The 18,578-nt window shown below is 71.2% G+C and carries 19 protein-coding genes and 1 other RNA gene; 15 read left to right on the top strand and 5 right to left on the bottom strand.

Annotated elements, in window-relative coordinates:
• Window positions 1–141 precede the first annotated feature (141 nt).
• On the top strand, window positions 142–1,761 hold the full coding sequence (locus DQ239_RS11980) for a multicopper oxidase family protein (RefSeq protein ID WP_113834658.1): 1,620 nt from the start codon (window positions 142–144) through the stop codon (window positions 1,759–1,761).
• Window positions 1,762–1,770: 9 nt separating this feature from the next.
• On the opposite strand, the gene helR is transcribed toward DQ239_RS11980, so the two are convergent.
• Window positions 1,771–3,912 (bottom strand): RNA polymerase recycling motor ATPase HelR, encoded by a 2,142-nt coding sequence (helR, locus tag DQ239_RS11975; RefSeq protein WP_113834657.1) that lies wholly within the window; start codon window positions 3,910–3,912, stop codon window positions 1,771–1,773.
• A 95-nt stretch (window positions 3,913–4,007) separates the two neighbouring features.
• On the opposite strand from helR, the gene DQ239_RS11970 reads away from it, so the two are divergent.
• The gene (locus DQ239_RS11970; RefSeq protein WP_199582937.1) at window positions 4,008–4,502 is read left to right on the top strand and encodes a GNAT family N-acetyltransferase; all 495 of its coding nucleotides are present in this window, start codon (window positions 4,008–4,010) and stop codon (window positions 4,500–4,502) included.
• Between the two features lie 246 nt (window positions 4,503–4,748).
• Here the strand turns inward: DQ239_RS11970 and DQ239_RS11965 are convergent, their stop codons facing one another.
• On the bottom strand, window positions 4,749–4,985 hold the full coding sequence (locus DQ239_RS11965; RefSeq protein WP_113834656.1) for a hypothetical protein: 237 nt from the start codon (window positions 4,983–4,985) through the stop codon (window positions 4,749–4,751).
• Window positions 4,986–5,067: 82 nt separating this feature from the next.
• Between DQ239_RS11965 and cutA the strand changes: the two genes are divergently transcribed.
• The 13 genes from cutA (at window position 5,068) to DQ239_RS20940 (ending at window position 17,133) form a co-directional block, all read left to right on the top strand.
• Window positions 5,068–5,394: a divalent-cation tolerance protein CutA gene (cutA, locus tag DQ239_RS11960; RefSeq protein ID WP_199582935.1), complete on the top strand. Its 327-nt coding sequence runs from the start codon at window positions 5,068–5,070 to the stop codon at window positions 5,392–5,394.
• Window positions 5,395–5,454: 60 nt separating this feature from the next.
• Window positions 5,455–6,567, top strand: a complete 1,113-nt coding sequence (gene prfB / locus DQ239_RS11955) for a peptide chain release factor 2 (protein WP_113834654.1) — start codon at window positions 5,455–5,457, stop codon at window positions 6,565–6,567.
• Window positions 6,568–6,746: 179 nt separating this feature from the next.
• On the top strand, window positions 6,747–7,427 hold the full coding sequence (gene ftsE / locus DQ239_RS11950; RefSeq protein WP_199582959.1) for a cell division ATP-binding protein FtsE: 681 nt from the start codon (window positions 6,747–6,749) through the stop codon (window positions 7,425–7,427).
• Window positions 7,428–7,474: 47 nt separating this feature from the next.
• Window positions 7,475–8,368: a permease-like cell division protein FtsX gene (gene ftsX / locus DQ239_RS11945; RefSeq protein ID WP_113834652.1), complete on the top strand. Its 894-nt coding sequence runs from the start codon at window positions 7,475–7,477 to the stop codon at window positions 8,366–8,368.
• A gap of 37 nt (window positions 8,369–8,405) precedes the next feature.
• Window positions 8,406–9,428, top strand: coding sequence for an acyl-CoA dehydrogenase family protein (locus DQ239_RS11940; RefSeq protein WP_113834651.1), 1,023 nt, complete (start codon window positions 8,406–8,408; stop codon window positions 9,426–9,428).
• Window positions 9,429–9,475: 47 nt separating this feature from the next.
• Complete coding sequence (smpB, locus tag DQ239_RS11935) at window positions 9,476–9,952, top strand: SsrA-binding protein SmpB (protein WP_113834650.1); 477 nt, start codon at window positions 9,476–9,478, stop codon at window positions 9,950–9,952.
• Between the two features lie 108 nt (window positions 9,953–10,060).
• The gene (locus tag DQ239_RS11930) at window positions 10,061–10,981 is read left to right on the top strand and encodes an NADP-dependent oxidoreductase (protein ID WP_113834649.1); all 921 of its coding nucleotides are present in this window, start codon (window positions 10,061–10,063) and stop codon (window positions 10,979–10,981) included.
• Window positions 10,982–11,018: 37 nt separating this feature from the next.
• Window positions 11,019–11,915, top strand: a complete 897-nt coding sequence (locus DQ239_RS11925; RefSeq protein ID WP_113834648.1) for an amidohydrolase family protein — start codon at window positions 11,019–11,021, stop codon at window positions 11,913–11,915.
• Window positions 11,915–12,292 carry a VOC family protein gene (locus tag DQ239_RS11920; RefSeq protein ID WP_113834647.1) on the top strand — a complete coding sequence of 126 codons (378 nt, stop codon included), beginning with the start codon at window positions 11,915–11,917 and terminating at the stop codon, window positions 12,290–12,292. Before DQ239_RS11925 ends, DQ239_RS11920 begins: the two co-directional genes overlap by 1 nt.
• A gap of 41 nt (window positions 12,293–12,333) precedes the next feature.
• A complete protein-coding gene (locus tag DQ239_RS11915; protein ID WP_113834646.1) occupies window positions 12,334–13,212 on the top strand; it encodes a hypothetical protein in 879 nt (292 codons plus the stop codon).
• A 99-nt stretch (window positions 13,213–13,311) separates the two neighbouring features.
• On the top strand, window positions 13,312–14,937 hold the full coding sequence (locus tag DQ239_RS11910) for a DASS family sodium-coupled anion symporter (protein WP_113834645.1): 1,626 nt from the start codon (window positions 13,312–13,314) through the stop codon (window positions 14,935–14,937).
• A gap of 70 nt (window positions 14,938–15,007) precedes the next feature.
• Window positions 15,008–15,383, top strand: a transfer-messenger RNA (tmRNA) gene (gene ssrA / locus DQ239_RS11905).
• A 373-nt stretch (window positions 15,384–15,756) separates the two neighbouring features.
• A complete protein-coding gene (locus tag DQ239_RS20940) occupies window positions 15,757–17,133 on the top strand; it encodes a hypothetical protein (RefSeq protein WP_233489124.1) in 1,377 nt (458 codons plus the stop codon).
• Here the strand turns inward: DQ239_RS20940 and DQ239_RS11890 are convergent.
• From DQ239_RS11890 to DQ239_RS11880, 3 genes are all read right to left on the bottom strand, one after another.
• Window positions 17,073–17,741, bottom strand: coding sequence for an ImmA/IrrE family metallo-endopeptidase (locus tag DQ239_RS11890; RefSeq protein ID WP_113834644.1), 669 nt, complete (start codon window positions 17,739–17,741; stop codon window positions 17,073–17,075). The two genes, DQ239_RS20940 and DQ239_RS11890, sit on opposite strands and share 61 nt — an antisense overlap.
• A 28-nt stretch (window positions 17,742–17,769) precedes the next feature.
• Complete coding sequence (locus DQ239_RS11885; RefSeq protein ID WP_113834643.1) at window positions 17,770–18,150, bottom strand: helix-turn-helix domain-containing protein; 381 nt, start codon at window positions 18,148–18,150, stop codon at window positions 17,770–17,772.
• Between the two features lie 65 nt (window positions 18,151–18,215).
• Entirely contained in the window at window positions 18,216–18,569 is a 354-nt protein-coding gene (locus DQ239_RS11880; protein WP_113834642.1) for a hypothetical protein, read from the bottom strand.
• Window positions 18,570–18,578: the final 9 nt, after the last annotated feature.

Below are 18,578 nucleotides of genomic sequence, written 5' to 3'. Positions count from 1 at the left end.
CGCGGCGCCCGGCCGCGGTTTCCCCGTGTTTTCGGGTTCCCGAAGACCCCCAGGAGCGGGGTACCGACGGCGGGTGGAGGTGGCCCACCCTCGTCCCACGACAGCGCAACCCACGGGGCCAGAACCCGGAAGAAGACCCCCATGGACCAACCAGAGATCACCCGCCGCGACGCGCTGAAGATCGGCACTCTCGGCGCAGCCGCGCTCGCGCTCCCGCTGTCCGGGACGCTGAGCGCCAAGAGGGTCTCGGAACTGCGGAACCTGCCGAGGCCCTACACCCTCCCGTTCCGCCGGCCGACCGATCTGCTCCCGAGCGGGGCAGTGACGGTCGATGGGGTGCAGCGCCTGCTGTACACCATCGAACAGCGCCAGTTCGAGGCTGACGTCATCCCCGGCTTCAAGACCACCATGTGGGGCTACAACCGCCAGTTCCCCGGGCCGACCATCCGCGCGACCCGCAACGTGCCGATCGTCGTCCGCCAGGCCAACTACCTGCCGGACAAGCACCCCACGCTGGGCTACCTGCCCGCGACCTCCACGCACCTGCACGGGGCGCCGTCCCGGCCGCAGTACGACGGCTACGCCAACGACCTCACCCGGCCCGGCCAGTACAAGGACTACCTGTACGACAACATCGAGGAGGAGCGCACGATCTGGTACCACGACCACGCGGTCATGCGGACGACGACGAACGTCTACATGGGTCTGGCCGGCCTCTACGTCGTGCGCAACCCCGGTGAGGGGACCCTCCCCAGCGGCGAGTTCGACATCCCGTTGATGATCACCGATGCGGCCTTCACCAGCAGGGGCCAGCTCCTGTTCGACGACAACGGCGAGTCCGGTATCAACGGCGACGTGATCCTGGTCAACGGCGTCCCGTGGCCGGTGCTGCCGGTGCAGCGACGCCGCTACCGGTTCCGCATCCTGGTGGGCTCGCTGGGGCGCGGCTACCGGTTGCAGCTCTCGCCCCAGGCGCCGATGACGGTGGTCGCCACCGACGGTGGCCTGATGCCGGCCCCCGTGGAGGTGACCACGCTCAAGGCCGGCATGGCGGAGCGCTACGAGGTCGTCGTGGACTTCAGCGCCTTACGCGCCGGGCAGCGGGTCGAGCTGCGCAACCTCGGGGTCGAGAACGCGATCGACTATGACGACACCGACAAGGTGATGGCCTTCCAGGTCACCGACAGCCCTCCCCTCCGGGAAGCCCCGCTCACCCTGCCCCCGGCGACTGCGGCCGTCCCCGGTGAGAAGCCGCTGATGGACCTGACGGCCGCGGACGCGGTCCGCAGGCGCACCTTCCGGTTCCGCCGTGGCAACGGGCTGTGGACGATCGACCAGAAGACCTGGGCCGACGTCGAACGGTCGGGGTTCGAGGACGTCCTCGCCGACCCCAAGCCCGGCGACGTGGAGCTGTGGGAGTTCCAGAACAACTCCGGCGGCTGGTTCCACCCGATCCACGTGCACCTGGTCGACTTCAAGGTCCTGGACCGCAACGGCCGGCCACCGCAGCCGTTCGAGCGCGGGCCCAAGGACGTCGTCTACCTGGGCGAGAACGAGAACATCCGCATCATCGCCCGCTTCGGCGGTGCCATCGGCACCGACGCGGCGGGGCAGCCGATCCGCCGCACGGGCCGGTACATGATCCACTGCCACAACACCAGCCACGAGGACCACGACATGATGTACCAGTTCCGGGTCGGGGAGAACACGGCCGCGAACGACCCCTTCTCAGCCCCCGCGCGGAACCTGCCCGCGTCCTGACGGCTGGTCTCAGGTGAGGACGGCGAGGCGCTGGGTGGCCCGCGTCATCGCGACGTAGCGGTCCACCGCGCCCTCGACACCCGTGCCGAAGGACTCCGGGTGCACCAGGACCACGAGGTCGAACTCCAGCCCTTTGGCCAGCACCGGGGTCAGCGACCGCACCCGGTCGGTCGCGGGGAAGGTCGGATCGCCGATCACGCAGCCGATGCCCTCGGCGTGCTCGGCGAGCCATCCGGCCACCACGGCGTCCCGCTCGGCCGCCGACGCGTGCAGCACCGGGACCCCGCTCGAGCGGATCGACGTCGGCACGTTCGCGTCCGGCAGCACTGCACGGATCACCGGCTCGGCCTCGGCCATGACCTCCGACGGCGTCCGGTAGTTGACGGTCAGCGAGGCGAGCCGCACCGCGTTGACCCCCACGCGGGCCAGCCGCTCCTCCCACGACTCCGCGAACCCGTGTCGCGCCTGCGCCCGGTCACCGACGATGGTGAAGCTCCCCGACGGGCAGCGGAGCAGCAGCATCTGCCACTCCGCGTCGGTCAGCTCCTGCGCCTCGTCCACCACCACGTGCGCGAACGGCCCGGCCAGCGGATCGCGGTCCGCCGTGGGCAGCGCGGCCTGGTCGACCAGGGCGTCGCGCAGGTCGCCGTGCCGCAGGGAGGTCATCAGCAGCAGCTCGGAGTCGTCGGCCTGGACGAGCTCGTCGATGACGCCGGCCATCCGCTCGCGCTCGCGGGCGGTGACGGCGTCATGCTGGCGCTGCCGCCGCTCCGCCCCCGGGTCGCCCAGCCGCTGCCGGGCCGCGTCCAGCCAGGGCAGGTCCGACAGCGTCCACGCCGACGCCTCCGGCCGCTGCAGCGCCCGCACCTCGTCGGCGGACAACCACGGCGCGCACCGGCGCAGGTAGGCCGGCACCGACCACAGGTCACCCACGACGTCGGTCGCCTCCAGTAGAGGCCACGCCCGGTCGAAGGCGGTCCGCAGCTCCCGGTTTTGGTCGAGCACCGCGCGGAGCTGGTCGGGGGAGACGTCGTCCGCCGCCTGGTCGGTCAGGATCGCGAGCAGCTCCTCCCACACCCGGCCGCGTGACTCGTTGTGCGGCGTGCCGGGGTCCGGTGCGGCGAAGGCCTCGGCCCAGTCGTCGGCGGTCAGCCGCAGCTCCGACCACGGGGTCTCGATCACCAGGCGGCCGGCCGGCGGCTCCTCGTAGAACCGCACCGCCGCCTCGACGGCCCCGCCCAGTCGCGCGGTCGACTTCAGCCGCGCCACCTCCGGGTCCGCCTCGACCGCCGCCGTCGCGCCCTCGGGCACCAGGTCGCGCAGCGTCGCCGTCCGCACGCCGTCCTCGCCGAGGCTCGGCAGCACGTCGGAGACGTAGGCCAGGTAGGGCTCGTGCGGACCGACGAACAGCACCCCGCCGCGGTCGTGCCCCACCCGCGGATCGGCGTAGAGCAGGTAGGCGGTCCGGTGCAGCGCGACGACGGTCTTCCCCGTGCCCGGGCCGCCGTCGACGACGAGGGCGCCGGGGGAGCCCGCGCGGATGATCGCGTCCTGGTCGGCCTGGATGGTGCCCAGCACGTCGCGCATCCGCGGCGATCGGGTGCTGCCGAGGCTGGCGATGAACGCGGACTGGTCGTCCAGCGCGGCGTGCCCCTCCAGGCCGTCGGGTGCGAACACCTCGTCCCAGTAGTCGGTGATCCGGCCGCGGGTCCAGCGGTACCGACGCCGGCTGACCAGTCCCATCGGGGAGGCGTGGGTCGCGGCGAAGAACGGTCCGGCGGCGGGGGAGCGCCAGTCGACCAGCAGCCGCCGGCCGGTGTCGTCGGTGAGGCCCAGCCGGCCCACGTACACCGGCTCGGCGTCGTCGGCGGCGACGATCCGCCCCAGGCAGAGGTCCAGGCCGAACCGGCGCAGGGTGCGCAACCGGGAGGTGAGCCGGTGGACCTCGAGGTCGCGGTTCAGGGCCGCCTCGCCGTCGCCACCGGGGGAGCGGCGCTCGGCGTCGAGCCGTGCCGAGAGCTCGGCGACGGCGGAGGCGAGGCTCGCGGCGATCGCCGCGAAGTGCTGCTCGTCGGCGGCGATGAGGGCCGGATCGGCCTTGGCGGACCGGCTGTCGGGGAGGGCGAACGTGCGGGCGGTCAGCGGTTCCACGGCATCAGCTCCGATCTGAGGCCAGGGACCATAGGAGGAATTCCTCGGCCTCATGAGGGGCGCCCGGAACTGCTACAAAGAAGGTGAGGGTCGGCGTGCGACGGCATCCGGACGACGCGGCGTGGTCGCTGCGCCCGATGGAGCCGGCCGATCTGGGCGAGCTGGTGGACCTGCAGCGTCGGGGAGCCGTCCTGGGTCTGGCGGAGGTGTTCCCGCAGGAGACGCACCCGTTCCCCGCCGACGCCATCCGGGAGCAGTGGGTCGCGGAGCTGCGCGACGAGTCCGTCGCCGCCTCCGTGGTCACCGGACCCGAGGGGCGGCTCCTGGGCTTCGCCGCCCGCCGGGAGGACGAGCTGCTGCACTTCGGCACGGCGCCGGAGACCTGGGGGAGCGGGCTGGCCGCCTGGCTGCACGACGCGTTGCTGGCCACCTTCCCGCCCGAGGTGCGGCGGGTCCGGCTGTGGGTCTTCGCCGGCAACGGCCGCGGACGGCGGTTCTACGAAAAGCTCGGGTGGACGGTCACGGGGGAGGAGCGGTGCACCTCCTTCCCGCCGCACCCGGTGCTCGTCGAGTACGAGCGGCACCGCTGACGGCAGGTGGGCGGCCACGGTTCAGGGCGTGTAGATGCTCTCCATCGCGGTGATCTCGCCGTCCACCGTGCGGAAGCGCGTGTAGCCGGCACGCTCGGGGTCCGCGGACACCCAGTACGTACCGGCCAGCGCGGCGACGTCGTCGACGGCGACGGTCCCTCCCCCACCGTGCCCGTCCCGCCGCCGCCGGCGCGGCGGCGGCCGCGCGCGTCCGCGGCCGCCCCGCGGCGTCTCACTCCGGAGCGGTCAGCCGCCGCGCCGCACCTCGGCCGCGAGCACGCCGCGCACTGCGGTCTGCAGCGCCTCGTTCGACATGTCCCCGGACTGCACCGCCGAGCGGGCGGCCTCGGGCAGCAGGCTGTCGTCGACGGTGTCGAGCCAGGTCACGTCGCCGTCGACCCGCCGGCCCACCTGCAGGCCCTCGCCGTCGTGGCGCACCACGTAGGTCTCGCCGTCGATCTCGATCGTCTTCTCGTCGCTCATGCGCGCCTCCTACCCCCGGGCCCGGCGAGCTCAATCCGGCCGCAGCCAAGTCGCCCGCCCGTCGGTGCGCCAGGATCGGGGCGTGGACGAGGAGTGCTGCGAGATCGTGGTCACCGACGCGGACGCGGGGCGGCTGACCGCGCTCACCCGGACGCTGGTCGAGGAGCGGCTCGTGGCCTGCGGGCAGCACGTCGCCCCGGTCCGTTCGGTGTTCCGGTGGGACGGCGCGGTGCAGGAGGAGACGGAGGCGCGGGTCGCCCTGCACACCCGCCGGTCGCTCGTCGACGCCGTCGTGGCGCGGGTCGGTGAGCTGCACGACTACGAGGTGCCGTGCGTGCTCGCGCTGCCGGTGGTGGGCGGCAACCCCGCCTACCTCCGCTGGATCGTCGAGGAGACCCGGGAGCCGTGAGACCGCCGCCTCCGCGAGCGATGGCTCCGGCCGTCGCGCCGCCCACTACCCTGGGTAGACGTGGCCGCTGACTTCTCCGTCGTACTCGACGAACTGAACACGACCCTGGAGTCGATCGAGGCCGTCCTGGACGTGGACGACCTCCGCCAGGAGATCGCCGAGCTCGAGCAGCAGGCCGCCGCGCCGGATCTGTGGAACGACGTCGAGGCCGCGCAGGCGCTCACCTCCCGGCTGTCCTTCCTGCAGGGCACGCTGCGGCGGGTCGAGGAACTGCGCACCCGCCTGGACGACGTCGCCCTCATGCACGAGATGGCCGCCGACGAGGGGGACGAGGCCACCCTCGAGGAGACCGAGCGCGAGCTGGAGAGCATCCGGGCGGTCATCGACGAGCTCGAGGTCCGCACGCTGCTCAACGGCGAGTACGACTCCCGCGAAGCCCTGGTGACCATCCGGTCGGAGGCCGGTGGCGTGGACGCCGCCGACTTCGCCGAGATGCTCATGCGCATGTACCTGCGCTGGGCCGAGCGGCACAAGTACCCGACCGAGGTCTACGACGTCAGCTACGCCGAGGAGGCCGGCATCAAGTCGGCGACCTTCGCCGTCAAGGTGCCCTACGCCTACGGCACGCTGTCGGTCGAGCAGGGCACCCACCGGCTGGTGCGCATCTCGCCGTTCGACAACCAGGGACGGCGGCAGACCTCGTTCGCCGGCGTCGAGGTGCTGCCGGTCGTCGAGCAGACCGACCACGTCGACATCCCCGAGAACGAGATCCGGGTCGACGTCTTCCGCTCCTCCGGGCCCGGTGGGCAGAGCGTCAACACCACCGACTCCGCCGTCCGCATGACCCACATCCCCACCGGCATCGTGGTGTCCTGCCAGAACGAGAAGAGCCAGATCCAGAACCGGGCCGCGGCCCTGCGCGTGCTCCAGGCGCGGCTGCTCGTCGTCCGGCAGGCCGAGCAGCGGGCCGAGCTGGACGCGCTCAAGGGCGACGGCGGGAGCAGCTGGGGCAACCAGATGCGCTCCTACGTCCTGCACCCGTACCAGATGGTCAAGGACCTGCGCACCGAGCAGGAGAGCGGCAACCCCGGCGACGTGCTGGACGGCGGGATCGACGCCTTCATCGAGGCCGGCATCCGGTGGCGCCGTCAGCAGGAGGGCGAGGCGGCCTAGACCGCCTGTAGGCGAGGTCACTCCGGCGGCCGGTGACGGCCGCATCCCGACTGTGCGTGACCGGCATCCTGGGCATTTCCGGCGCGCGGTCACGGACGGCGAGAACGAGTCCCGCGAGTTCCGTGGCGAACCCGGGGTAGAGGGACCTGTTCCTAGTACCGTTGCGCCTCGTGATCGAAATGCAACACGTCACCAAGCTGTACCCGGCGAGCGGCCGGCCGGCTCTCGACGACGTGACCACGGAGATCGACAAGGGTGAGTTCGTCTTCCTCATCGGTTCCTCCGGTTCGGGCAAGTCCACCTTCCTGCGGCTGCTGCTGAAGGAGGAGGACCCCACCTCCGGGACCATCGTGGTGAACGGCAAGACGCTGAACACCATGAGCAAGTGGCACGTGCCCAAGCTCCGCCGCACCATCGGGTGCGTCTTCCAGGACTTCCGCCTGCTGCGCAACCGCACCGTGGCGCAGAACGTGGCGTTCGCCCTCGAGGTGATCAACAAGCCGCACCGCACCATCCGGCGGGTCGTCCCCGAGGTGCTGGAGATGGTCGGTCTGGAGGGCAAGGCCAACCGGCTGCCCAGCGAGCTCTCCGGCGGTGAGCAGCAGCGCGTGGCCATCGCCCGCGCGTTCGTGAACCGCCCGCTGGTGCTGCTGGCCGACGAGCCGACGGGAAACCTCGACCCGGAGACCAGCGAGGGCATCATGCTGCTGCTCGAGCGGATCAACCGGACCGGGACGACCGTGATCATGGCGACGCACGACTACCACATCGTGGACTCGATGCGGCGCCGCGTGATCGAGCTCAACGGGGGAGCACTCACCCGCGACCAGTCGCGCGGCGTCTACGGCGTGGGCCGCTGACCCCGCCCCGCTGACCGCGCCTCTCCGAACTCCACGACAGGGAATCCATGCGCGTCAACTTCGTGCTCTCCGAGGTGGCCACCGGGCTGCGTCGCAACCTCACCATGACGGTCGCGATGATCCTCACGACGGCCATCTCGCTCGGGCTCATGGGCGTCGGTCTGCTCATCGGCGGACCCGGCGGGATGATCCCGAAGATGAAGGACATCTTCTACGACAAGGTGCAGGTGTCCATCTTCCTGACCGACGACGTCACCCAGGAGCAGCGCGACGCCATCGAGGCCCAGCTGAGCTCGTCCTCGGAGGTGCAGAGCTTCGTCTACGAGAACAAGGAAGAGGCGTACGAGCGCTTCCAGCAGCAGTTCAGCCAGCAGCCCGAGCTGGTGGAGAACACGCCGGCCGACGCGCTCCCGGAGAGCTTCCGCGTCGAGCTGGTCAACCCCGAGCGCTACCCGGTCATCGCCGAGCAGTTCCCGAACGGGGAGAACGGCGTCGACCGGGTCCGGGACGAGGGCGACTTCCTCGACCGGCTCTTCAGCCTGCTCAACGGCGCCCGCAACGGGACGCTCGCCGTCGCCGTCGTCCAGGCGCTCGCGGCCCTGCTGCTGATCTCCAACACGATCCAGCTCGCCGCGTTCAACCGCCGCAACGAGACCAGCATCATGCGGCTGGTCGGCGCCTCCCGCTGGTACACCCAGCTGCCCTTCATCCTCGAGGCCGCCTTCGCCGGTCTCATCGGTGGCCTGCTGGCCGCGGGCGGGCTGGTGGTGGCCAAGGTGCTGTTCGTCGACAAGACGCTGGCCGGGCCGATCAAGGCGGGCATCATCCCGCAGGTCGAGTGGAGTGCGGTGATCCTGAACAGCGCGATCATCACGGGGGTCGGCGTCGCGCTGGCCGCGTCCGCCGCCTACGTGACGCTCCGCCTGTACGTGCGCCTCTAGCGCTTTCCGTTCGCGCGGAGGTGGGTAGGACGCCTCCATGACGGCAGCGCGCGCGACGGGCCTCGGTGAGCAGGACGCGGTCGACCTGGACACCGGGCGGGCCGACGTCCGGCCGGTCCTGCGTCGGCTCGGGGAGCTCGGTGCCTTCGGCGCACCGGGGGCGGACCCGGTGGACGAGCTGCTCGGCTCGGTCCGGCTGGTCCGCGAGCTCGCGACGGCGTCGCTGGCCGCGGCCTTCTCGGCCTGGTCGCAGCGGATGGTCATCGACTACCTCGGCTACTCCCCGCCGGACGATCCGGGTGCCGACCTCGGACCGGTCCTGCGCACGGCCGAGGTGACCGGTGCGTCCGCGCTCGCGCCGGCGATCTCCGATCTCGCCGGCCGGGGCGAACTGCCCGTCCTCGCGACGCCCGACGGCGACGGCTGGCGGTTGTCCGGCACGATCGAGTGGACCTCGAACCTGTTCGACGACGCCGTGGTCGTGGCCCCGGCGCGCACTCCGGACGAGGGCCGGATGGTGGTCGCGTTCCGGTGCACCGCACCCGGGGCGACGGTGACACCTCGCCGCGACCTGCTCGGCCTGAACGGCACTGGAACCGGTGCCCTGCAGCTCGAGGGCGTTGCGGTGGGCCGCGGGCAGGTGCTCAGCGACGACCTCGCCGACTTCATGGGGCTGTGCCGGCCGACGATGCTGCTCCTGCAGTCGGCCCTGGCCGTGGGTCTGGCGGACGCCGTGCTCGACGCGGCTGCCGGGCGGCTGATCGGCGTCACCGCTGTCCTGCGGCCGCAGCACGAGGAGCTCGCCGCTCGCCGCGACGACGTCGCGAACCGGATGGAGGACCGGGCGGGCTCCCGGGTCGGCACCACCCCCGGCGACCTCGCCCGGCTCCGGCTGGACGCGATGGACGTCGCCGCCTCCGCCGTACGCCTGGAGTCGGCGGTGACCGGCAGTCCGGGCTACCTCGCGGGCAGCGGCACGGCGAGGCGGGTGCGCGAGGTGGCGTTCCTGCCCGTGCAGGCCCCGACCGAGGCGCAGCTGCGGCGCGACGCGGCGCCGTGATCGTCACCGGGAAGTTCGCGCGGCATCCCCGGCGTTAACCTGGCGACATGCCGCGAGAACAAGGGCGCAAGCTGATCGCCCAGAACAAGAAGGCGCGGCACGACTACTCGATCCTCGACACCTACGAGGTGGGCCTGGTGCTCACCGGTACCGAGGTGAAGAGCCTCCGTGCCGGCCGTGCCTCGCTCGTCGACGGGTTCGCCTCGGTCGACGACGGCGAGGTGTGGCTGCAGCACGTGCACATCCCCGAGTACGTCGCGGGCACGTGGACGAACCACACGCCGCGCCGCAAGCGCAAGGTGCTCATGCACCGCAGCGAGATCGACAAGCTGATCGGCAAGATCAAGGAGGGCGGGCTGACGCTCGTCCCGCTGGACCTGTACTTCAAGGACGGCAAGGTCAAGGCCACCCTCGCCCTGGCCAAGGGCAAAAAGTCCTACGACAAGCGGCACGACATGGCCGAGCGCGACTCCCGGCGGGAGATCCAGAAGGCGTTCGGCCGGTACGTGAAGGGCCGCCGCTGACCGCTACCGCCGGAGCGATGCCGGTACCGCCGTGCAACGCGGTACCGGGTGGGTTCCCGCGGTAGCCGTCCTGCGCCGCGCCCCACGCACCCGCCTACGGTGGGCGGCATGCGAGGAATGGCCTACGACCGGTTCGGGGACGACGACGTCCTGACGCTGCGCGACGACCTGGCCGATCCGCCCGTCGGGCCGGACACCGTGCTGGTGCGCGTGCGGGCCGCGGGCGTCAACCCCGTGGACATGGGCATCCGCGCCGGCGGGCTGGCGAGCTTCTTCCCGCACCACTTCCCGATCATCCCCGGCTGGGACGTCGCCGGTGTCGTCGAGGCGGTGGGCCCGGCGGTGGTCGCGTTCGCACCCGGTGACGAGGTGTTCGGCTACGTCCGCCGGGACGACGTCCAGTGGGGGACGGCGGCCGAGCTGGTGCCCGCGCCGCAGCGCTGCCTGGCGCACAAGCCGGCGTCGCTCTCCTTCGCCGAGGCCGGGGCGCTCCCGCTCGCCGGGCTGACCGCCTACCAGGCGCTGACCGAGGTGCTCGACGTCGGCGAGGGCGACCGGGTGCTGGTCCACCGCGCGGCGGGCGGCGTCGGGTTCAACGCGGTGCAGATCGCCGTCGCCCTGGGCGCGCACGTGATCGGGACGGCGAGCCCGCGCAACCACGGCTTCCTGCGGGACGCCGGCGCCGCGGAGGTGCTCGACTACTCGGCCGGACCGATCAGCGGGCAGCTGTCCGAGCCCGTCGACGCGGTGCTCGACCTGGTCGGCGGCGATGCCCTCGCGGACGCCCCGAAGCAGGTGCGCGACGTCGCCCGCATCGCGTCGGTGGTGGACCCCTCGGCCAATGACATGGGCGGGCGCTACGTCTTCGTGCGCCCCGAGCAGCACGACCTGGAGGAGCTCGGCCGGATGGCCGACGCCGGCCAGCTGCGGGTGCCGATCGCCAAGGCGTTCCCGCTCGAGGACCTCGTCGCCGCCCACCGGCTCGTCGCCCAGGGGCACGTGCGCGGCAAGGTCGTCGTCACCCTCTGACCGGACCGCCCCCGACCGGCGCCCTAGGGTCGCAGCCGTGATCGCAGCTCCGGTCGACGACGCCGACGTCCCGCGCTACTGGCGGGAGCTCGGGCTGCCCGGGCTGGTCGACGTGCACGTGCACTTCCTGCCGGAGCGGGTGCAGGCCAAGGTGTGGGACTACTTCGGCCGGGCGCGGGACCACTACGGCACCGCCGCCTGGCCGATCACCTACCGGCTGCCGGTCGAGGAACGGCTCGCCGTGCTGGAGCAGCTCGGTGTGCGGGCCTTCTCGACGCTGCCCTACCCGCACAAGCCGGGGATGGCCGCGTGGCTGAACGAGTGGTCGCACGAGTTCGCGCAGGGCCGGCCGCAGGTGCTGCAGTCGGCCACCTTCTACCCCGAGCCGGACGCCGCCGGCTACGTCGCCGATGCCCTCGACCGGGGTGCCCGGGTGTTCAAGGTGCACGTGCAGGTGGGGGCGTTCGACCCGCGGGACCGGCTGCTCGACGACGTGTGGGCGCGGCTGCAGGAGACCGGCACCCCGGTGGTCATCCACTGCGGGTCGGGCCCCCTGGCCGGCGAGCACACCGGGCCCGAGCCGATGGCAGGGCTGCTCCAGCGCTTCCCCCGGCTGCAGCTGGTCATCGCCCACCTCGGCATGCCCGAGTACCGCGATTTCCTCGACCTGGCTGAGCGGTACGAGCGCGTGCACCTGGACACGACGATGTTCGCCACCGACTTCACCGAGCGTGGCTCCAACGCCTTCGACCGCGCCGAGCTGCCGAGACTGTCGGACCTGCGGGACAAGGTGCTCCTCGGCAGCGACTTCCCGTCGATCCCCTACGCCTACGCCCACCAGCTCGAGGCCCTGCACCGGCTCGGACTGGGGGAGGAGTGGCTGCGCGCCGTCCTCTGGGGCAATGGCGCCCGACTGTTCGAACTGGAGACCTGATGCCGAACGTCACCCTGGTCGCGAGCGTCCTCGGGACGCCGGACCCCCGCGGGCTGGCGCGCTTCTACCAGCGGCTGCTGGGCTGGCCGCTGCGCGACGACACCGACCAGTGGGCGACGCTGCGGCCGGCCGACGGCAGCACCGGCCTGTCCTTCCAGCTGGAGCGCGACCACGTCCCGCCGGTCTGGCCGCCGGAGCCGGGCACCCAGCAGATGCAGCAGCACCTGGACCTGCTCGTCGACGACCTCGACGCCGCCTGCGCGCTCGCCGAGGAGGCCGGCGCGCAGCAGATCGGCGGGCACGAGGACGACGAGGAGTTCGTGCGGGTCTTACGCGACCCCGCCGGACACCCGTTCTGCCTGTTCGTGCGCCGCTGACGGCGGGCGTCCGACAGGGGCGCATGGCTAGGGTGCGGCGCATGGTCCCCACCGGTCAGTCCTCTGCCGCCCTCGACCCGAAGCAGATCGCGCGGGCCCACCGCGCCGTCGAGCTCCTGCACTCCCACGTGTACTTCGCGCCCGAGACCGAGGAGCACCTGACCGCGGCGGGCCTGCGCCCCGGTCGGATGTGCTACTTCGCCGGCCGGTCCGCGGCCATGGGTCCGGTGGGCGCCGGCACCGTGATCGCGACGTTCTACAACTTCTCGCCGACGCTGGTCGCGCGCACCATCCCCGAGGCCTGGACCCTGGCCTCGCCGGAGCGGGTGCTGGCCGCCCGGTTCGACGCCGCCCGCGCCTCGCTGACCCGGCTGCTCGGCGACTCGGCGTCCTCCGACGAGGTCGCCGAGCTGGGGGAGCTGCTGCGCGAGGCCACCACGGTGCTGACGCCGGAGGGGCGCGCCCTCTACGCCGGGCACGCCGACCTGCCCTGGCCCGAGGAGCCGCTGCTGGTCCTCTGGCACGCGGCCACGCTGTTGCGCGAGCACCGCGGGGACGGGCACGTCGCGGCGCTGCTGCACTCCGGCCTGTCGGGCATCGAGGCGCTGGTCACCCACACCGCCCTGGGCCGCGGCTTCACGCCGGAGGCGGCGAAGGCGACCCGCGGGTGGAGCGAGCAGGAGTGGGCCGACGCCGTGCAGGCGCTGGCCGACCGCGGGCTGATGGACGACGCCGGGCTCACCGAGGAGGGCGCCGAGCTGCGCGCCCGCCTCGAGGTGCACACCGACGCGCTCTCCGCGGATCCCTGGCTGCTCCTCGGGCCCGAGCGCACCGCACGGGTCATCGAGATCGCCAAGGAGCTCTCGCGGACCCTGGTCGCCAACGGTGCCCTGGCCACGTCGGGCCTGGCCAGGGGCTGATCGCCCGACCCTCCTGCAGGGCCCGCCGCGAGCTCGCCAGTGGTGGGGGACAAGAGGGTCCTTCTAGGGTCGGATCGTTCCCCAGGCCCGGGAGGCGAGATGACCGCGACGGAGCGGCAGCAGGAGCAGCAGCAGGGCACGCGCACCGACGTCGACGCCGCGTTCCGCGGCAGCGCGACCTACCGCAGCCTCGGGGAGCAGCAGCTCAGCCCCGCCGAGGAGCGGTTCGAGAAGGGGCGGCGCACCGTCGGGCTGTTCCTGGCGCCGGCCGTCACCATCGTCTTCGCGCTCATCCCGTTCGACCTGCCGCGCGACCAGCACCTGCTCGCGGCGATCCTGCTGGGCGTCATCGTCCTGTGGATCACCGAGCCGGTGCCGATCCCGATCGGCGGGCTCATCGGCATCGGCGCGATCGTGACCATGGGCGTCGTCCCGGCCGACGACGCGCTGGCGCCGTTCGGCTCGACGACGGTGTTCACCTTCATCGGGGCCTTCATCCTCGCGATGGCCATGCTCAAGCACGGCCTGGCGCGGCGGTTCGCGATGTTCGTGCTGTCGCTGAAGTGGGTCGGCACGTCGACCTACCGGGTGGTCATCGCCTTCGGCGCGATCACCTGCCTGCTGTCGGCGTTCGTGTCCAACACCGCGACCGTGGCCATGCTGCTGCCGACGGCGCTGGGGATCCTCTCGGTGATCGCGAAGCTCCTGCAGGACAAGGAGCTGGTGAAGCCCGACTTCGACCCGCTGCGGCTGCGGGTGGGTGCGGCGCTGATGCTGATGCTGGCCTACGGCGCGAGCGTCGGCGGGCTGATCACCCCGGTGGGCACCCCGCCGAACCTCATCGGCCGCGGGCTGATCGAGGAGGCGACCGGGGAGCGGATCGGCTTCCTCGACTGGATGCTCATGGCGCTGCCCATCTGCGCGCTGATGTTCGTCGCGCTGGTCGCCGTCCTGCTGCTCCTCAACCGGCCGGAGATCCGCCGGATCGAGGGCGTCAACGAGTACGTGCAGGCCGAGCGCGCCGGTCTCGGGAAGTTCTCCCGCGCCGAGAAGAACACGCTGATCGCCTTCGGCCTGACCGTCGCCTGCTGGATCTTCCCCGGCGTCATCGCGCTCACCGCGGGCACCGACTCGGACCTGTACACGACGATCAGCGACCGGATGGACGAGGGCATCATCGCCGTCCTCGGTGCCTCGCTGCTGTTCCTGCTGCCCACCGACTGGAAGGCCCGCGAGTTCACGCTCAACTGGAGCGACGCGGCGAAGATCGACTGGGGCACGATCCTGCTCTTCGGCACCGGCATCATCTTCGGCTCGCTGCTGGCCAGCACCGGGCTGGCCGAGACCATCGGGAACGCCTCGGCGGACAACCTGGGCCTGAGCAGCACCTTCGCCATCACGGTGTTCGCGGTGATCCTGGCGATCATCATCAGCGAGACGACCAGCAACACCGCCTCGGCCGCCGTCGTCGTGCCGATCATCATCCCGGTGGCCATGGCGGCCGGGATCAACCCGTTCGTGCCGGCGCTGGCCGCGACGTTCGCCGCGTCATTCGGGTTCATGCTGCCGGTGTCGACGCCGCAGAACGCGATCGCCTACGGCTCGGGCGTCGTGCCCATCACGAAGATGATCCGCAGCGGCATCTCCTTCGACATCCTGGGCGCGCTGCTGATCGTGATCCTGCTGCCGGTGATGGTGGACCTCGTGCTGGGCAGCGTCGGCTGACGGCCGTGGCGGCGGCGCCGGGGGAACAAGTCCCTGGTGCCTGCCGTTAGGCTGTCTGCACAACTACACAGGGGGTGAATGGTCTCGACTTCGGTCGGGTGACCAGGGGAAGCGAGCCGAGGAAGGCAACGATCATCTCGTTAACGATCCGTTGCAAACCCCATAAGCGCCGATTCCAATCAGCGCGACTTCGCTCTCGCTGCCTGATAGCAGCTAGGCGAGTCTGTCAGCCCGGGTTCGTCATCGACCCGGATCCTGGCATCAGCTAGATGACTCACCGCACGTGCCGGTCGCGGGCGCGTTCGGGACATCGCACAGCGACTGGGCCCGTCACGTCGACTTGTCTGCATGATCGACGGGGTCGAGCAGAGGCAACGCAGACTGCGCTCGGAGAAGCCCTGGTGATGCGTCGAAGGACGCGGGTTCGATTCCCGCCACCTCCACCAGAGCCGCCTTGCTCGAACCCGCGTCCAACGACGCGGAGGCGAGCAAGGCGGCCCACCCCCCTTGAAGAGCCCCGGCACCGTTGGTGTCGGGGCTCTTCGCTTGTCTGGACGCCGTCCGACCGCGGCGACCGCCGGACAGCGCGGCTGACCAGGTACGCCCGGCCTCCTGCAGATCACCGAAGGGCTCCTGATAGCGGACCTCGGTGATGTCGTCATCGTCGATGTAGAGACGTTCGTAGAAGGTCTGGGTCAGCAGCCGCCGAGTGGTGTCCCCGGCCGTCTGGAAGAGCTGCTGCGGCTTGTCGAGCAACCGCAGTGCAGCCGTCAGGGCCTCGGCACCCTCGGCCAGGTCCTGCTCGACCGTCTCCAGCTGGTGGCCGATGCGCTCCCTGTCCTGCTGCAGCTTGGTGAGCCGCGAGCGGACCTTGGCGACGGGCAGGGCGCCCTCGGCAGCCAGGTCGATCAGGCGCTCCTCGGCGCTGCTCAGGCGCGCCAACTCGGCGTTGAGGTTGCTGCGCAGCTGGCGCGTGGAGCGTTGCTCATCGGCCATCGTCTCGCCCACCCGGGCCTCGACGCTGGCCGCGAAGTCCGGCGGCAGGGCCAGGTTGGCGTACTCGCGCTCGACGGCGTCCTCAACCCCCTCGACACGGAGGTACGGCAGGTCGCAGACGCCTTCCTGGCGGCCCCGACAGAGGAAGTAGAAGTAGGACCCGCCGCGCCCCTTGCCCTCGGTCAGGATCAACCGATGCTCCCGCCCGGCCTTCTGGCAGCGGCCGCAGAAGAGCATGCCCTTGAGGAAGTGCGAGTGGACGTGGTCGCGGGAGCCCCGCCGGGAGCGCAGGTCGGCGACTTCCTGGACCCGCTCAAAGAGCCGCTGGTCAACGAGCGGGTCATGCCGACCGGGGTAGAGGGCGCCTTGGTAGACCAGGACGCCGGTGTAGTAGGGGTTGGCCAGGATCTGGCGCAGCTGCTCCAGCGAGACCGGCTTGGCCGGGAAGCGCTTCGTCGGCCGGCTCCTCAGGCCGAGGTCGGCCATCGTCTGCGTCAGCCGGTCCAGGCTGTACTCGCCGGTGGCGTAGAGCTCAAAGGCCTGGCGGATCAGCGGGGCGCGCTCCGGGTCGACGGCCACGCTGGGCACCAGGCGGCCCTCGAAGTCCTCGCGGACGTTGCGGTAACCAAGGGGCGCCTTGTTGATCGTGCCGCCGCGCTTGGCCTTCTCGCCCATCTTGTAGCGGATGTCCTCGCCGTCCTCAGCGGAGCGGAACTCGTTGATGGCGCTCATGATGCCGAGCGTCAGCCGCCCGACCGGGGTCTCATCGATGTTCTCGGTGGCCGACAGCAACTGGGCCTTCGCGGCCCGCAGCTGCATGATGACCTGGGCGCTTTCCTCCCAGTTCCGGTTCATCCGGCTGAGCTTGTAGACGATGACGGCATCGACGTCGCGCTGGGTCTTGATGCGCTCCAGCATCGCCTGGAAGGCCGGCCGGCTCTTCATGCTCGTACCCGAGCGGCCGGGCTCGACGTACTCATCGACGATCTCGACGCCCAGCCCCTCGGCCTTGCGCTGGCAGGCCGCGCGCTGGGCCGGGATGGAGATGCCCTCGGGGTCGTAGTCCGTGGTCACCTGGCTGACCGTGCTGACCCGCAGGTAGAGCACGGCCCGTTTCGGCGCGTCCAGGCGGCGGCTGTTCATGCGGGGGCCCCTTCGTGCGCGGGCTGGCCCAGCCACCCCGGGGAGAACTGGCGATAGTAGGCGCGTCGGGGTCGGAAGTCGGCTCGGGCTGTGGACGGTGGCGTGCAGCGCGGCCGCGGCTCCACAAGGCCCAGTTGTGCCAGCCGGACCTCAATGGCGCGCTCAGAGACACCGAAGCGCCAGGCGAGGGCGGCCGACTGTTGCAGCCCCTGCCCCCAGGCCCGCTTGACCAGCCGCTTGGGCATGAGGGCGCAACCGGCGAAGTAGTCAGCGGCCTGCTCGGCCTGATCCGAGGCCTGGTGTCGACCCGTGCCGACGTACAGCCGGTCGGTCGCGCCGTGGTCGACGATGTGCTTGTACTCGTGCAGCAGGGTGAAGCGCTGGCGCGTTCGTGGCTCGTCCCGGTTCAGCACGATGACCCAGTTGTGGCCGTCCCAGAAGCTCATGCCAGAGGTCGGCAAGGACTCGCGGCGGATGCGCAGGCGGGGCAGCCCGGCGATGACCGTCCAGTCGAGCGGCGCCTCGGTGTTGTTGGTGAGCTCCAGCAACCGGGCGGCTTGCAGCTCGGCGACCTGTAGTGCCTCACTCGGCTCGAGCGGCCGGATCGGGATGACGGCCCGGAGGGACGCCAGGACGCTGCGGTTCTCGTTAGTGGTCTCTCTCATGGCGTTCCTCCTTTCGTTAGTCGTTGCTCTAGGCGCGTTCGTCCTCCCCGTCCCGTGGTCCGTGCAGGCCGTAGTCCCGGGACAGGCGATCAAAGACCGCCTCAATCTCGGTGACGGCTTCCTCGGGCAGCTCTCGGTACTTGGAGCGCAGGTAAGGGCGGAAGGCCGGCAGTTCAGCCCCTGGCAGCCAGCCGACGGCGGCGTACAGCTCGGCGGCGGGAATGCCGAGCGCGCCCCCGATGGCCCGCAGTTTGGCGGCCTTCGGCTGCTCGATGCGGCCTTGCTCCAGGCTGAGCACCGTGGCAGCGTCAACGCCGGCGACGCTGGCCACGCCGCGGATGGACAGGCCCTTGGCCTTCCGGCGACTTGTCAGTAGTTCGGCAAGCTCGTCGCGCTGAGATGGGGTCATAGGCAGTGCTCCTGTTAGTGTTCCTATTATCGCCCTATTGTGGAGTTGACTCAACGTTTCGGCGCTTATTCCACAACGCGGGCCGGGTGTTCATAAGCGTCAAAGACGAACGTGCCACCGTCGTCTGGCGCGTCAAAGACGTAGAAGTGGCCGGCCGCCTCGAAGTCCTGCACCACGGCCTCGCCATCAAGGCGGATGTAGGCCTGCAGCCAGTCGGGCAGCCGGTAGATGCGGCCGTCGGCGCCGAGCCGGGCCAGCAGCTCCTGGCCGAAGGCGTCGCGGCTGGCGTAGTGGCCGAGGTAGCTGCGGCGGAAGCAGTCCTCGTCTCGGCTGCCGGACCACAGCTGGAAGACGGTCCAGGCTGTCTCGGTGCGTTGCTGCTCCAGTTCTTGTTCGTGTTGTTGTACTTCATGGCTCATATCGCCTCC

It is taken from the genome of Blastococcus sp. TF02-09 (assembly GCF_003319105.1).
Taxonomy (GTDB): domain Bacteria; phylum Actinomycetota; class Actinomycetes; order Mycobacteriales; family Geodermatophilaceae; genus Blastococcus.
Note: the sequence above shows the minus strand (reverse complement) of the source record. Positions and strands in the feature narration are given on the sequence as shown.

What these genes read in the sequence shown, in the direction of transcription:
- DQ239_RS11890 (WP_113834644.1), bottom strand. Translation starts at nt 17,741, where the DNA reads ATGAGAGAGACCACTAACGAGAACCGCAGCGTCCTGGCGTCCCTCCGG.
- DQ239_RS11915 (WP_113834646.1), top strand. Translation starts at nt 12,334, where the DNA reads ATGGTCCCCACCGGTCAGTCCTCTGCCGCCCTCGACCCGAAGCAGATC.
- DQ239_RS11880 (WP_113834642.1), bottom strand. Translation starts at nt 18,569, where the DNA reads ATGAGCCATGAAGTACAACAACACGAACAAGAACTGGAGCAGCAACGC.
- DQ239_RS11910 (WP_113834645.1), top strand. Translation starts at nt 13,312, where the DNA reads ATGACCGCGACGGAGCGGCAGCAGGAGCAGCAGCAGGGCACGCGCACC.
- smpB (WP_113834650.1), top strand. Translation starts at nt 9,476, where the DNA reads ATGCCGCGAGAACAAGGGCGCAAGCTGATCGCCCAGAACAAGAAGGCG.
- DQ239_RS11885 (WP_113834643.1), bottom strand. Translation starts at nt 18,150, where the DNA reads ATGACCCCATCTCAGCGCGACGAGCTTGCCGAACTACTGACAAGTCGC.
- ftsX (WP_113834652.1), top strand. Translation starts at nt 7,475, where the DNA reads ATGCGCGTCAACTTCGTGCTCTCCGAGGTGGCCACCGGGCTGCGTCGC.
- DQ239_RS11980 (WP_113834658.1), top strand. Translation starts at nt 142, where the DNA reads ATGGACCAACCAGAGATCACCCGCCGCGACGCGCTGAAGATCGGCACT.
- DQ239_RS11965 (WP_113834656.1), bottom strand. Translation starts at nt 4,985, where the DNA reads ATGAGCGACGAGAAGACGATCGAGATCGACGGCGAGACCTACGTGGTG.
- DQ239_RS11940 (WP_113834651.1), top strand. Translation starts at nt 8,406, where the DNA reads ATGACGGCAGCGCGCGCGACGGGCCTCGGTGAGCAGGACGCGGTCGAC.
- DQ239_RS11920 (WP_113834647.1), top strand. Translation starts at nt 11,915, where the DNA reads ATGCCGAACGTCACCCTGGTCGCGAGCGTCCTCGGGACGCCGGACCCC.
- ftsE (WP_199582959.1), top strand. Translation starts at nt 6,747, where the DNA reads ATGCAACACGTCACCAAGCTGTACCCGGCGAGCGGCCGGCCGGCTCTC.
- DQ239_RS11930 (WP_113834649.1), top strand. Translation starts at nt 10,061, where the DNA reads ATGCGAGGAATGGCCTACGACCGGTTCGGGGACGACGACGTCCTGACG.